The sequence below is a fragment of the Deltaproteobacteria bacterium HGW-Deltaproteobacteria-2 genome (assembly GCA_002840505.1).
In the GTDB taxonomy this organism is placed as follows: Bacteria; Desulfobacterota; Syntrophia; order Syntrophales; family Smithellaceae; genus Smithella.
The window spans coordinates 426899-441160 of record PHBC01000003.1; the positions used below are offsets into that span (position 1 = coordinate 426899).

Annotated in this window: 13 protein-coding genes and 1 tRNA gene; 7 read left to right on the forward strand and 7 right to left on the reverse strand. The window is 43.1% G+C overall.

The window, feature by feature from the left end:
• The 3 genes from CVU62_08980 to CVU62_08990 form a co-directional block, all read right to left on the reverse strand.
• On the reverse strand, positions 1 to 208 hold a 208-nt coding region (locus CVU62_08980; GenBank protein PKN37846.1), incomplete at its 3' end, for a hypothetical protein.
• 150 nt (positions 209 to 358) lie between these two features.
• Positions 359 to 1441 carry an aspartate-semialdehyde dehydrogenase gene (gene asd / locus CVU62_08985; GenBank protein PKN38060.1) on the reverse strand — a complete coding sequence of 361 codons (1083 nt, stop codon included), beginning with the start codon at positions 1439 to 1441 and terminating at the stop codon, positions 359 to 361.
• Between the two features lie 32 nt (positions 1442 to 1473).
• The gene (locus CVU62_08990; GenBank protein PKN37847.1) at positions 1474 to 2415 is read right to left on the reverse strand and encodes a hypothetical protein; all 942 of its coding nucleotides are present in this window, start codon (positions 2413 to 2415) and stop codon (positions 1474 to 1476) included.
• A gap of 115 nt (positions 2416 to 2530) precedes the next feature.
• On the opposite strand from CVU62_08990, the gene CVU62_08995 reads away from it, so the two are divergent.
• Positions 2531 to 2617 (forward strand) — tRNA-Leu (locus tag CVU62_08995).
• 244 nt (positions 2618 to 2861) lie between these two features.
• Here CVU62_08995 and CVU62_09000 read toward each other — a convergent pair.
• A complete protein-coding gene (locus CVU62_09000; GenBank protein ID PKN38061.1) occupies positions 2862 to 4040 on the reverse strand; it encodes an acetyl-CoA C-acyltransferase in 1179 nt (392 codons plus the stop codon).
• Between the two features lie 544 nt (positions 4041 to 4584).
• Here CVU62_09000 and CVU62_09005 point away from each other — a divergent pair.
• From CVU62_09005 to CVU62_09015, 3 genes are all read left to right on the forward strand, one after another.
• Positions 4585 to 5226 (forward strand): hypothetical protein, encoded by a 642-nt coding sequence (locus tag CVU62_09005; protein PKN37848.1) that lies wholly within the window; start codon positions 4585 to 4587, stop codon positions 5224 to 5226.
• Positions 5227 to 5349: 123 nt separating this feature from the next.
• Positions 5350 to 7344, forward strand: coding sequence for a hypothetical protein (locus CVU62_09010; GenBank protein PKN37849.1), 1995 nt, complete (start codon positions 5350 to 5352; stop codon positions 7342 to 7344).
• 92 nt (positions 7345 to 7436) lie between these two features.
• Positions 7437 to 8243 carry a TIGR03084 family protein gene (locus tag CVU62_09015; GenBank protein PKN37850.1) on the forward strand — a complete coding sequence of 269 codons (807 nt, stop codon included), beginning with the start codon at positions 7437 to 7439 and terminating at the stop codon, positions 8241 to 8243.
• Between the two features lie 8 nt (positions 8244 to 8251).
• Here the strand turns inward: CVU62_09015 and CVU62_09020 are convergent, their stop codons facing one another.
• The 3 genes from CVU62_09020 to CVU62_09030 form a co-directional block, all read right to left on the reverse strand.
• Positions 8252 to 9751, reverse strand: coding sequence for an acetyl-CoA acetyltransferase (locus CVU62_09020; GenBank protein PKN37851.1), 1500 nt, complete (start codon positions 9749 to 9751; stop codon positions 8252 to 8254).
• Positions 9752 to 9878: 127 nt separating this feature from the next.
• On the reverse strand, positions 9879 to 11024 hold the full coding sequence (locus tag CVU62_09025; GenBank protein ID PKN37852.1) for an acyl-CoA dehydrogenase: 1146 nt from the start codon (positions 11022 to 11024) through the stop codon (positions 9879 to 9881).
• 85 nt (positions 11025 to 11109) lie between these two features.
• On the reverse strand, positions 11110 to 12252 hold the full coding sequence (locus CVU62_09030; protein ID PKN37853.1) for a 2-nitropropane dioxygenase: 1143 nt from the start codon (positions 12250 to 12252) through the stop codon (positions 11110 to 11112).
• A 425-nt stretch (positions 12253 to 12677) separates the two neighbouring features.
• Between CVU62_09030 and CVU62_09035 the strand changes: the two genes are divergently transcribed.
• The 3 genes from CVU62_09035 (at position 12678) to CVU62_09045 (ending at position 14261) form a co-directional block, all read left to right on the forward strand.
• A complete protein-coding gene (locus CVU62_09035) occupies positions 12678 to 13469 on the forward strand; it encodes a hypothetical protein (protein ID PKN37854.1) in 792 nt (263 codons plus the stop codon).
• A gap of 15 nt (positions 13470 to 13484) precedes the next feature.
• Positions 13485 to 13982: a hypothetical protein gene (locus CVU62_09040; GenBank protein ID PKN37855.1), complete on the forward strand. Its 498-nt coding sequence runs from the start codon at positions 13485 to 13487 to the stop codon at positions 13980 to 13982.
• A 66-nt stretch (positions 13983 to 14048) separates the two neighbouring features.
• Positions 14049 to 14261: a hypothetical protein gene (locus CVU62_09045; protein PKN37856.1), complete on the forward strand. Its 213-nt coding sequence runs from the start codon at positions 14049 to 14051 to the stop codon at positions 14259 to 14261.
• The last annotated feature ends 1 nt before the right edge of the window (position 14262 follow it).

Sequence of the window (14262 nt, forward strand, 5' to 3'; positions counted from 1 at the left end):
CAGCATAGGTTGTGCTGAAGGCCCAGCGAATTCCATCCAGCGTGATTCCGGACTGGACATGAAGGTTCTCTGTAACATAAACTTCATCATCGATATTGATGAAGTCACAGTGGTTTAACTGCCAGAAAACAGCAAGCGTTGCCAATATCAAAGCAATGTAGATGATTAGGCTCTGTTTTTTATGATTTATATTTAGCTTATTTAGCATAGCTTATTTTATGTAAAGATCAGCTGGCTTTGTCAAGTAATATTGAAATTAAAAGGCGGGAGAAAATGTTGCATTCTAACAGCAAATGCAACAAGGTAAATTAAAAAAGAACCCGGCCTTCGAAAATAAAGACCGGGTTCTCATGATAAATTATTTAACCAGTTTCAGATAATTCTTGACCAGATACTCCGCTGTTTGCAGAGCACCCTTGGCCGCTCCCAACTTGGTGTTATGAGCAAGGCAAACATATTTGATCCCGTTTTCAATAATCGGATCTTTGCGGATGCGTCCAACAGTAACAGTCATCCCACCGCCCTTGTCTCTGTCCATTCTCGGCTGAGGACGGAAAGGATCATCGGTAACATCAATCAGATGCGCCGGTGAACTGGGCAGGTCAAGATCGATAAAATCCTTGCCGAAATTCATCATTGCCTTTTTCACTTGTTCCGGCGAACAGGGTTTTTCTGTTTGCACAAAAGCGCACACCATATGACCGTCAAGCACAGGTACGCGGGTACATGTCGCCGTAATACCAAAAGGCGCATGCTTAATATTTTTGCCGGTAAACTTTCCTAAAATTTTTTGCGGCTCAGTTTCCACTTTTGGCTCTTCGCCGGATATATAGGGAATAACATTTTCCGTCATGTCCATAACGGATAAGCCCGGAGTTCTTCCCGCGCCGGACATGGCCTGAAGCGAAGTCATCACTACTTGCTTTACGCCAAAAAGCTCCTGTATCGGTTTCAAAGAAACCACCAATCCGGCAATCGTACAATTCGGTTTTGGAGAAACAAATCCCTTCCAGCGGCGGTTCTTCTGCTGCACCGCGAGCAATGCCGCGTGATCCATATTCACTCCACCGACAAGAATCGGTGTGTCATCTTCATAACGAAACGACGAAGCTGTACTGATAACCGGTGTAGTTTTGGCATACTTCGGTTCCAGTTCTTTGGCTGCACCCGCATCCATTGTGGAAAAAATGATATCCACCGATCTGGCATCGAAAGAAGCTGCTTCTTCTACAACCATTTTAGCGATATCATCGGGCAATTCTTCAGTACACCACCAGCGTGAAGAGCCATTGGCATCTTTAAGAGCTTCAATATATTTTTTCCCTGCCGACCGTTCCGAAGCTACCAACTTTGTTATTTTAAACCAGGGATGCCCGATCAAGCTGACAATCGCCTGCTGACCGACTATCCCGGTTGCACCGACAATAGCAATTCTTAACATCTTTTTACTAACCTCCATCTAAATTTCCTTTGTTATTTATTTTCAATATTCTTAAGCAAAATTGATCTTGCTTTTTCTACATCCGCCGCAATCTGCTTCTTCAACATTTCGGGACTATCAAATTTGATAATGTCCCTAATCTTCTCCGCAAACTCCGTATTTAATCTTTTGCCTCTGAGATCACCGGAAAAATCAAGCAGATGAACTTCAAAAGTAGAAGTATAATCAGCGAAGGTTGGTTTCTCACCAATATTTAAAGCAGCCATATAACGCTTTCCATCCGCATCGACGAAGGCGGCATATATTCCCGCTTGCGGCAACAATTCTTTCTCTGGCTCTATGTTAGCCGTAGGAAAACCAAGCCCAACACCGCGCCCTTTTCCCGAAACGACAATACCGGCAATATTATAACATCTTCCAAGCAAATTGGTCACTTTTTTAACGTCGCCTTTGATAATCAAATTCCTTACAAGCGTGCTGCTGATAATATCCTTCCCCGCTTTAACAGCATCAACAACTTCCACAGTAAATCCCATTTCATTCCCGCGGGAAATCAAATAATCGCTGTTGCCTTTTTTGCCCTGACCGAAAGTGTAATCATGGCCGACAATAATTTTTTTAATAGCCAGCTTTTGCCCGAGAAAATCCCGGACAAATTGTTCAGCAGTCACTCGGGAATAATCCATGGAGAAAGGTATTACCAATGTCCCGTCAATTCCGCAATCTTCCAGCAATTTCAGTTTTTCTTCCAAAGTAGTGATCAGATAAAATGGCCGTATGCCAGGATGAAGAATCATCTTGGGATGCGGATCAAAAGTAATAACCAGCGATTTCGTTACTGCTTTTTTCGCCTCTGAAGCAAGTTTACGGCAAATGAATTGGTGACTCAGATGTACACCGTCAAAGTTGCCGATAGTCACAAATGATCCGCGAAAATCTTCAGTTATGTTTTCTATTCCCTTAAATATAATCATTTTTTCTACTAACCATTAAGATAATTGGCTTGCTAACATAGCATTTTGGGGATTAAATTCAAGTTCATTTTATCTTGACAATAAGATGATGATAGGTATAGTGCACGTTTTGCGTGCCGAAGTGGCGGAATTGGTAGACGCGCTAGGTTCAGGGTCTAGTGGGTGTACGCCTGTCCGGGTTCAAATCCCGGCTTCGGCACCATTTAAAAAACAAGGGTTTAGGAGTTTACTGTACATGCTTCTAAACCTTCTTTTTTTACCCTCTTCTAACGGTTTTCTAACGAATAGAAAAGAATCTTCTAAAAGTTCAATTTGTTGTCTAGTGAAATCTGTCCATTTTTCTTTTAAACACTGCAGATAAAAACTAAAAAGCGTGGCTTCAAATGTAATCTTTATTCGAAAAGTACATTTAAAGCCGCGCTTGTGAATTCAAGTTTATTCAGACTCTATTTATGAACATTCTCCCATATCACAGCATTTCCGATACCCCATCCGCCGCAAAGACTGGCGCAACCGTATTTGGCGTCTTTTCTTTCCGTCTTCATAATGGTGTTCAATGTTACTGAAAGCCGGACTCCCGATTCGCCCAGCGGGTGACCAAGAGCGGTGGCTCCGCCCCAGATATTTACGTTCTTAAAAGGAGCATTTTCTTCAATTCTAAACTCTCTCACAATGGCCAACACCTGACTGCAGAAAGCTTCATTGATTTCCCATATGCCGATGTCCTTTACGTCAAGTCCGGCTCTGGCCAGAGCTTTTTTTACTGCCGGTATCGGACCTATACCCATTACATAAGGGTCGCAGCCTGCCATGGCTCCGGCCACATATTTTAAATGATAGCCGAGCCCTAGTTTATCCGCAAGATTCCTCTCCATCAGCAACATGGCCGCGGCACCGGTTGACAGCGGTGAAGATGTTGCTGCCGTTACTACACCACCGGGCTTAAATGGGGACTGCATCGTCGCCATTTTTTCCATGGTTATATCTTCTCTTATCCATTGATCGGTATCCACCATAAACTTTGTGCCGTCTTCTTTTTCTCCTTCTATGGGAACTATCTCTCTTTTGAATTTTCCTTCCTTCGTAGCCTGAGCGGCTTTCATATTACTCCAGTATGCCATGTTTTCCATGTCTGTTCTGCTGATATTATAAACTTCTGCTACTTTTTCCGCTGTTACACCCATCATAAGATCGTTCATATTATACTTTTCAAACAACCTTTTAGGCCATTCCATAGAGTGACCCATTGGAACGTGCTGCATGTCTTCAACACCTGCGGCAATGTAGATGTCTCCCTCGTCGGCTAAAATAGCTCTTGCGGCATGTTCTGTTGCTGCCATCCCTGAGGGGCATTGCATGTTAACATGATTCTGTGGAACACTCTCCGGAAATCCACCAGCCAGCCATGAAAAGCGCGCCAGTTCATTTTGGCAACCGGACTGATTTGAGGTACCCACATAAACCGCTTCAACGTCTTCCGGTCTGATCTTCTTAACCTTATCAAATAAAGCAGAATAAACTGTTGTGAGAATTACATCCGGCATTATGTTTCTGAACCATCCTTTCTCCGCGTGCGCGCGACAGTTTGCCGATCTTACACCGTCAATTAGAACGCATTCCCTGATTTTTTTCATAAAGCCCCCTTTCGATCTATAAGTGGTTTATCGGTCTTTATTTAATATTTAATAAGTCATTAGAAATGACCATTAATCTTTAGTATCCTAAAATAGGATTTTGCTTAATTAAAAAAAGTGAAAGACCATCACTCTCCGGACGCTGTTTGACTCAGTATGCTTCAGCACTATTTGCAGAGTGCTCTCTGTGTTCAGAAATTCAATCATGATCGTTAGCAATTGTTTTATTTTCCATCCCTGACAAGTTTTTGAAAAACGAATTGTCGTATGGATTTTACAGGTTATCCCTATAGCATGGGGACCATTATTTTTAAATGATTTTATGCGAGTTATTAAAATCAATTCATAAAAAAAGTGCCAACAGACCGTTCATTATATGAACACAAAGACTTTGCTTTTCGTATCTCAACTAGATAAATAATCTATGAAATCTTACTAAAAAACCAATTGACAATCTCATTTTTTGGGTTTAAAAATGAACACGTTCATTTAATGAACGCGTTTTTCTCTCTATGTTTCCATATCGTTATAAAGGATGTTTTATAGGATAATGGGCATCAACGAAAGAAAACTAAAGGAAAAAGAATTACGAATTAAGCAAATCCGGGATAGTGCTGCCGCTCTTTTCTATAAGAAAGGTTACGAAGCCACAACTATTGAAGACATAGCGAAACTGGCCGAAATATCCAAGGGAACTATCTATCTCTATTTTAAAAGCAAAATTGATCTTTACTATAGTATGGTCGAACCATCCTTGGATGTGCTTTCCAAAAAGCTGAGCAAAATAGCCAGCATGAAAAATATTTCTCCTGAGCTCAAAATAAAAAAAGTAACCGATGCCACTTATGAGTTTTATGTTAAAGACCCTGATGCTTATCATCTCATATCGCGCTATGAAGCCTCCGTTTTCTCTAATCTCCTTTCCCCCAAAAAGCTTGATCATCTCAAACACCTGATGCGCTCTAATCTTCACCAATTAGAGATCATTGTTTCCGAAGGGATCAATAAGGGCCTTTTTCAAAAACTCAATCCCAAAATGACGGCAATTGTATTCTGGAATACCTTCATGGGTATCATCCAATTCCAGGAAAACAGGCTGGAAAAAGGGAAAGTCGATTATCGTAGATCCACGATCAATAGTGCTATGAAGCTTATAATCAGGGGGATTAGAAAATAATCATAACAATGCTTTCATTAGCTGACTTTGCTGCAATAGTTTGCCCGTTAGCCTTTTGCGAATGCGATTCACGCTTGATTTTTTAATGTTCCATCAAATTGCTGAATACATGGAGGTATCAAGATGGCTAATATATTTAATTTAGAGAAAGCAGATAACATAGGAATAGTAACCTTTAATGTGCCCAATGAAGCGATGAATACATGGACAGAAGAGGCCATTATGAATTTTGGCGAAATTCTCAATGTCCTGGAAAAAGAAAAAGATGTCATCGGATACATATTTATTTCCGGTAAACCGGATAATTTTTTTGCCGGCGCCAATCTGAAGATGATTGAACAAATGAACGATCCGGCTTCTGTTAAAAAGGGATTGGATTATTTCCATGATGCCTTCAACAAACTCAGCGACTTTAAAGTTCCGACAGTGGCGGCTATAAACGGTGTTTGTGCGGGAGGCGGACTGGAGTTTGCCCTCGTCTGCACTGCCAGGATTGCCACGGATGCTAAAAATACAGTTATCGGTTTGCCGGAATGCAAGGTCGGTATTTTCCCCGGCGCTGGAGGAAGCCAGCGTCTACCCCGGCTTATTGGATACAACGCCATAGAATTGATATTAAAGGGCACCCTCCTCCCCGCTCCCAAAGCACTGGAAGCGGGCATCATTGACCGGATAATACCGCAAGATAAAGACTTGCTTACAGAAGCAAAGTCTTTTCTTCGGGAGATCGCTGCCGGAAAAGCCAAACTGGAACGACCGGTACATGATTTCTCCCAGGTCAAAGCGGTGGCTGAGATGGCCCGCCAAAACGTTTTAAAAGTCACAAAGGGGAGAGAAATCCCCGGGCCTATGTTTTGTATCCGGGCAATGGAAGAGGGTCTCAACCTTCCACTCAGCGAGGCCCTGGAATTGGAAAAGAAATATTTTGCTCAAGCTGCCCTTTCCAATGAGGCCAAAGGCAGCATTAATACCTTCTTCATCAAGACAATGACGGACAAGCCCAGGAATATGATGACTGAAGGTTTCACACCAAAACCTTTGAAAAAGGCAGCCATCCTGGGATTCGGAACTATGGGCCGGGGCATTATCATCGATATTCTGCGCAACACGCAAATGCCCGTGCTTGTCAAAGACTTCCCTGATGCTCATGAGCGGGGACTTGCTTTCGTGCGGAAGATTCTGGAGGGAATGGCAGAAAAAAAGCGATTGAAATCTACGGTGGATGATCTTATGAAACGCATCACCACAACCTCAGAGTACATCGCAGAATTCAATGAAGTGGATATTGTTATCGAAGCGGTCTTCGAAAGTATTAATGTGAAGAAAGAGGCCTATGAATCACTCTGTAAAGTCGTGCGGGATGATTGCATCCTTGCCAGCAATACATCTTCTATTCCTGTTGCTGCTATGGCCAAGTTTGTAACTTTTCCTGAACGTTTCGGGGGCACTCACTTCTTTTCGCCTGTCTGGATCATGGAACTCGTGGAAATAATCCGGGGTAAAATGACCAGTCAGGATACGATTGATAATCTTCTGAACTTTGCCGCCTCTATTCGTAAACGTCCGATTGTTTGCAGGGATAATCCCGGTTTTGTCGTGAATGCCTTGCTCTTTCCTTATCTCTACAATTCCATTGAATATCTCGAAAAAGGAAATTCCATCGAGAAAATCGATAAAGCTATTGTGCAATTCGGAATGCCTGTAGGACCGCTCAGGCTTATCGATGAAGTGGGCATCGATGTTCTCTATAAAGCATTTGCCTCGATGGGGATTACGCAGGAAACCCTTAAAAATATAGTGGAGTCGGGGCGTCTCGGCCTGAAAAAATCCGGGAAGGGAATGTTCCTGAAAGACGGCAGCACGGATCCGGAAGTGCTGCCGCTCATATCGAAAAGAGACCCCGCGGAATTATCAGAGAAGGAAATTGAAATGGGTTTGATCACCGGCATGGTAATAATGGCTAATGACTTGCTCAATAGAAAGATCGTAGAAGATCCGCGGATGATTGATGTCGGAATGATTTGGGGTACCGGATTTCCTCCCGATAAGGGTGGTCTTTTGAAATGGTCGGACCTCATTGGCCTGAGCAAGCAGCTCTTTGGCAGGAATTTTTATTAGGGAGATTTAATTTTTTACTGATATAGCTATCCGGCAAACAATTAAATGTTTTTTGTCTTTAACGTGAAAATAACTATATAAGGAATTTGTTAATGAAAGAAATAGTCCGCGATCTTAAAGAAGAATATGAAGCCCTTGATACTATTGTTTCAGGCCTCGATGAGAAGGACTGGTATATTAAAACGCCGTTTTTTGATTGGACCGCAAAAGATACAATCAGTCACTTGGTCTATTATGATAATGCCGCCATGCTTTCGGCAACTGATGCTGAGGCGTTCGAAAAACATACAGCAAATATGCTCTCCGGCATTACAAACTATGACGAACTACACGAAAGAGTAAATTCAGTTGGGGGTAATCTATCCATTGCGGATTTGCTTTCATGGTGGCGTAAGGAGCGCAAAAACCTTATTTTAGCCTATGAATCTTTAGATCCAAAGACCAGATTGCCATGGTACGGCCCCACGATGAGCGCCCGGTCTTCAGCGGTCGCGCGAATGATGGAAACATGGGCGCACGGCCAGGATATAGTTGATACTTTTTCTATATCACGTCCGGCATCCAACCGACTTAAACATATATCCCATCTCGGAGTAGCCACTTTCAAATGGAGTTTTACTGTTCGTCAACTGGAAGTTCCGAATGAACCGGTAAGAGTTGAGCTGACCGGTCCGTCAGGAGATCTTTGGACATGGGGCCCCGAGGACGCTGAAAACATTATCTGCGGCACTGCAGAAGATTTTTGTCTATTGGTATCACAGCGGCGTAATATTATCGATACCGGTATAGTATATAAAGGAGATGTTGCGAGCAAATGGGTGTCAATTGCACAAATCTTTGCCGGGCCGCCCGAAGAGCCGCCAAAGCCGGGATATAGGAAAATAAATAAGGATTGTTAGCGGACAACTTAATAAAAGCGGAACAAATTTGGTGCGTTATCACGCGAGGTAACCAATCCTTTTCTTCCGACAAATTCCTCTGTTTCCATGAGTTGAAAAAGGGACGGGTCTTTTTCCGTATGCGCCCAACACCTTCTGCCGTCCTCTAATCTTGCTATGATTATGGAATTAAGGGGTTCCCCATGGCGATCATGCATTACTGTATAAGTTTCAACCATCGCCGGACCGCCTGGTTTTTCTGCCAGTTCAGGACTATGCATGCTGTCGATTTTGCGTTGTATATTTTCAGATTGATCAAAGCAAAGTAAATTCTTTGGTTCCATTCCGCCGTATATTCCAACAGAGTGTTTTGTAATGTACCATCCCAGAGCGGTGATGAGACCTAATTCTTCAGGATTTTTTCGCAACCTCTCCACGGCATGAGCAATGGCATGTAATGAATAATTGTTGCCAGGACCGCCAAAGTACGCCAGTCCTCCCGTTATCGTCAAAGGTGGCAGTTTGTTAAGATTCAATCCTATTGATTTTGCCGCTATAACCGCCGCGCAGGGGAAGCAACTATAGAGGTCAAAGAAATCTATTTCACTGATATTAATTCCGGTTGACTCAAGCGCCGCGCCGACTATCTCCTTGATTGCCGGACTGGAAGTATAGTTTGCCCTGTCTGATACGAACCATTTGTCAGTAGCATCATATCCGGCATGCAGATAAATCCATTTATTTTTCGGTATTGATAGCCGCTTAGCAACTTTACTGCTGGTAATAATTATAGCAGCGGCTTGGTTTACATCCATTATCGGATTCATAAATTTTGTGTAAGGAAAACCGATCATGCGATTAACCGGAGTTACAATTTCTATCTCCTGAGCACTTTTCTCTTCTCTAAACCAGGCAAGCGGATTTTTTGCCGCAATTTTAGAAAATCCGGCACAGAATTCGGCTAGGAATTTATTATGATCTGCAATACTGAGATTACGTTCAGATCTCAAAGCGTTCTCGAAAAGAGGATATACAGTGATGGGCACTTCTGCATAATGCTTAACTTCGTCGGAATTCGATGCAGAACGGTTATCGCCCACCATGGTTGGATTGTTCTTAGAATAAGGCCAGTCCAGAATAGTATTTTTTTTCGCTGCGGCAGCAACCGTATACATGGCTTCCGCTCCGCAAATCAAGGCTATTTCTATTTCACCCGCCACAATTTTTTTAGCGGCCCTGTTCACCAGCCATTGCGGAGTATTTCCTCCTATAGCAGTGTATTCAGCCACTTTCGGCTTAATGGAGAGCATTTCACAAAGCAGGCCAGACGGATTTTCATACGTCCAGGAAAACATGTTGATAACAGACAATAAATCAACGTGGCGAAGAATTTCGGAGCATTGTGCGTCGTCAAGGCTTTTCTCAACGGCCATTTTCGCCAGTTGCAGGGGGTGCAATGCGTTTTCGTTATCTCCAAAACGATGGGTTATCTGGCCGACACCGACAATCACAGGACGTATCATCGTCATGTCCAAATGCCTCCTTAAGAATAGGACAAGGTTATCATTCTAAACAACTACTTCAGGAAGTAGCATGGCAACACGCTTAATACTAAATCCTTTAGCGGCATAGATGAGTTATTGAAAACAGATGAGATCACATGATTAAGCCAGAAACAATTTCTTTCATGATCTCAGTGGTCCCGCCGCCTATGGAAAGGATTCTGTTGTCGCGGTAGAGGCGTTCAACCAGGTAGTCTCGCATGAAGCCGTATCCTCCGAATATCTGAACTGCATCATAGGTGACCTTGTCGCTGACATTGCAGGCGAATATCTTGGCCATGGAAACCTCTTTTAGCTGATTTACACCAGCATTCATCTTGGCGGCAACCCGGTATGTGAATTCACGGCTTGCTTCCACCAGTGTGGCCATGTCCGCCAGTTTATGTCTTGTCACCTGGAAGCCTCTTAGCGGCAGACCGAATGCCGTTCGTTCACCGGAGTATCTTATGGATTCTTCCAGGGCAATCTGCGCCGTCATGTTGGCCATGATGCAAAGCATGAGTCTTTCCTTTTGGAAATTTTCCATGATGATGGAGAATCCTTTGTTTTCTGCTCCGATCAGGTTTTCCACCGGTACCCTGCAGTTATCAAAAAATATTTCCGCCGTGTCCGATGCCCACCACCCGGTTTTTTTTAAGGGATGGCCTGTCGAATATCCCGGGGTATTAGATTCAATAATCAGAAAGCTGATTCCGTGCGCACCCTCACCGCCGGTTCTCACAGCACAGGTGATCTGGTCGGCTCGTGCACCGCTTGTTATAAAAGTTTTACTTCCATTGACTACGTAAAAATCACCGTCACGCACAGCTCTTGTCCTAAGGCTGGCAACATCCGACCCTCCGCCCGGCTCAGTAACAGCCAGAGCGGCAATTTTCTCGCCTCTAAGAACAGGTTTTACGAAACGTTCCTTCTGGAAGGGTGTGCCTCTGCGCACGATCGGCGGTATGGCAATGTCCAGAGATCCGAGACCGGCAACCAGACCGGCTGATCCGCTACGCATCAGTTCCTCAACCACGACGATTTTAAGAAAAATATCGCCGGGCGTTCCGCCTACTTCCTCAGGATATCCTATTCCCAGAAAGCCCATATCCCCGGCGATCTTGTATAATTCCCGAGGGAATTCTCCCGCTTCTTCCCATTTTTCAATTTCCGGCAATATTCCCTTTTTAACAAGAGATCTGATTGAATTGCGCAGCATATCATGTTCTTCTTTGAAGTATTCCTGATATTCGTTCGTCATATTTTCGTCATCCTTTCCCTTTAGTTATAAATTTAATGAGCAAATGATCTTTCAGCCAACTTCAATTCTCATCCGGTACATTTTATCATTTTATTGTAACGGTCTGCGGTAACTTCTCCATCAAAATTTCTGCAGTTTCAGCCACCATATCCTCAACCACCTGACGGGCGGGGACAATCTTATGAATCAGGCCAGAAATCTGTCCGGCGAATCCACCGATATAGTCCTCTTTATTGCCTTTCACGAAGGATCCCAGCAGTGCCGAGGCCAAAAGGACCTGGATGGGAAAGGGCATTGCTTCAAGACCAGATTTATCCCAAAGATCATGGATTTTGGTATAATTGGCCCTAGATGTTTTGCCGGTATAAAGCTTGCTGACGCGCGTATCTTCATCAGTAGCATCAAGAATACGTTGCTTGCAAAGATCCATGGCACCGCCTTCATTTGTAGCGAGAAAACGTGTCCCTACCCAGACTCCGATACAACCCATGGCCAGAGCAGCCGCCAATCCACGTCCGTCACCGATACCTCCAGCCGCTAATACCGGAATCGGTGTTACGCTATCAATTACCTGGGGAAGCAAGGCCATCGTACCGATTCTTCCTGTATGACCGCCTGCCTCATGACCCTGAGCCACGATAAGATCGAGACCCGATACGGCCATACGTTTCGCATTTTTCACATTGCCTGTGATTCCCAGAACTTTCATCCCATGGGCATGAGCTTCATTCACCATACCCCCCGGGTTGCCCAGACCGGCACAAAAGAGCGGCACTCTTTCCTCGATGCAGATCCGAATTGCTTCTTGGGGTTGCACTACAGTCGTGTCCATTTTTACCATGAGATCAATTTCCGGCAAATCCATTTCCGCTTTTATTTTATAGAACCAATCAAGATATGGTGGGGGAAGGCCTTCGAGTAAAGTCATGAGCGGAATAGACTCATGCGAGCCATCTGTTTTTATAACATTTTGAGGAAGCAGCAGGTCAACACCAAAGGGTTTGTCGGTTTGGGCTTTGATTTCCCGAATGGCCTGTTGCAGTTCATCGATATTGAAGCCTGCTCCGCCAAGAACTCCCAAACCTCCGGCCTCAGATACAGCCACGACAAGTTCTACTGGCGCCCCATTCGGTTCACCAATCAATGTGGGGCCCATGCCCGCACTGATGATGGGATACTCGATGCCCAGCATGTCACACAATTTGGTACGGAGAACTATCCTTTTCATATGAAAACCTGCTCCTTATTTGTTTTTCAAACTTCTTAGGACAATCTCTGATTTTTATCCGGTCGTGCTAACAACACCTCTCATGTAAATTTTCATGCTAACTTTTTTATCTTTAATGTATCATGTTTCTAGGCAGTACCCGGAATTCTGCCATATTAAATCCGAATGTCAACATGAATCTACTGCTGAAAAAATGTATGCCATTCGTTATACTGTTTGATATAGATAATAATTTGATATAGATAATAAAATAAACACACTATATTTTGGAGAAAGCTTTTTACTTGACGCCTTAAAGCAATTTCTCTATCTTGTCAGTAAGTAATACCATCTCAATTCAAAGGATAACGACGCAGCCGACAAAGTTAACCAAATACCGGGAGCGTATCCCGTAAGGGGAGCGCATAATAAAGAAGGTTTTTACCTTGCCGGTAATTACCACCTGCAAGGTGGGAACTTACAAGCGAATTGGTATAAAATCAAAACAAAGAAAAAGAACAATGATTGAAAATCTGATTAATAATTTATCTTTATATCTGCAGGGTTCGCTATTTTTAGCGTTTTTAGCCGCTTACTTGGGCGGACTTGTAATCAGCTTTACTCCCTGCACTTATCCCTTGATTCCTGTGACCGTCGGCTTTATTGGAGCGCAAAGTTCTTCATCCAAGCTCCGTGGATTTTTTCTTTCGTTGTTTTATGTTGGTGGACTCGCTTTCACCTACTCCATTCTGGGCGGCGTAGCCGCTTTATCGGGCAAACTCTTCGGACAAATGCAAACAACTCCATGGACGTATTTCATCATGGGTAATTTATGCCTTATCATGGGACTATCCATGTTGGATGTTTTCAGTATCTCCCTGCCCCTTCCGCAAAAGCTTATCAAGATATCGGCCAACAGTAATAAAAAAGGATTTTTAAGCAGTTTTTTGGTAGGCATCTTATCCGGTGTAGTTATCGGTCCCTGCACTACTCCTGTATTGGCTGTTTTACTGGGATACGTTGCTGTAAAGACGAATGTTATGCTGGGAATAACTCTTCTTTTTGTGTTCGCCTTTGGTATGGGTACATTGCTGATTATCGTCGGTACTTTTGCCGGGATTATTGCCACATTGCCCAAATCCGGAGTTTGGATGACAAAAATAAAATTTGTTTTTGGATTGATATTAATTGGCGCGGCTGAATATTTCCTGTATACTGCGGGCGTTTTATCAATATAGAAAAACGAGGCTCTGATGAATAAAAAAATAATACTGTTATTTTTCACGATTTTATTGATTTGTATTCCATTTTCTCTGTCATTTGGACAATACAGGCCCAGTGTCTTTTCCATTCCGGCACCTGATTTTTCATTATATGATATTCAGGGAAAAATGTTTAAATTAAGCAGTCAAAAGGGAAATCCGGTCGTAATGTTTTTCGGAACCACCTGGTGCCCGGCCTGCCGCAGTGAAATGCCTTACTATAAAGCCCTTTATGAAAAATATGCACGGCACGGATTAAAATTTCTTTATATTGATATAAACGAATCGACTAAAAGAGTGGCTCGTTTTGCTAAAGAAAATTCATTCCCTTATCTTGTTCTACTTGACTCAGACGGCAGTGTTGCCAATAACTACAACATTACCGGAGTTCCGACATTAATTCTCGTGAATAAACAAGGAAACATCATCGGCGTGAGCCACCGGACATCAGATTTGCCAATTAATGACCTTTTCCCCTCTAAAAAATAAAATGTTATAATTTAAAGATAAGATTGATTAAAAATTAAGCTACAAAATTATGATGGAGAAAAATTGATGACAGAGAAAAACTGGCTGCAAACCTTAACAAAATCAGATTCTGACAAATGGATCGGCGGTGTTTGCGGTGGCCTTGGTGAAAGCTCTCCAATTCCATCCTGGGCTTGGCGTCTGCTGTTTGCAACACTTATCATATGTTTCGGCACAGGCATATTATTATACATCTTACTTTGGATTTTCGTTCCGGCTAAATCGAAAGAAGGGAATTAAC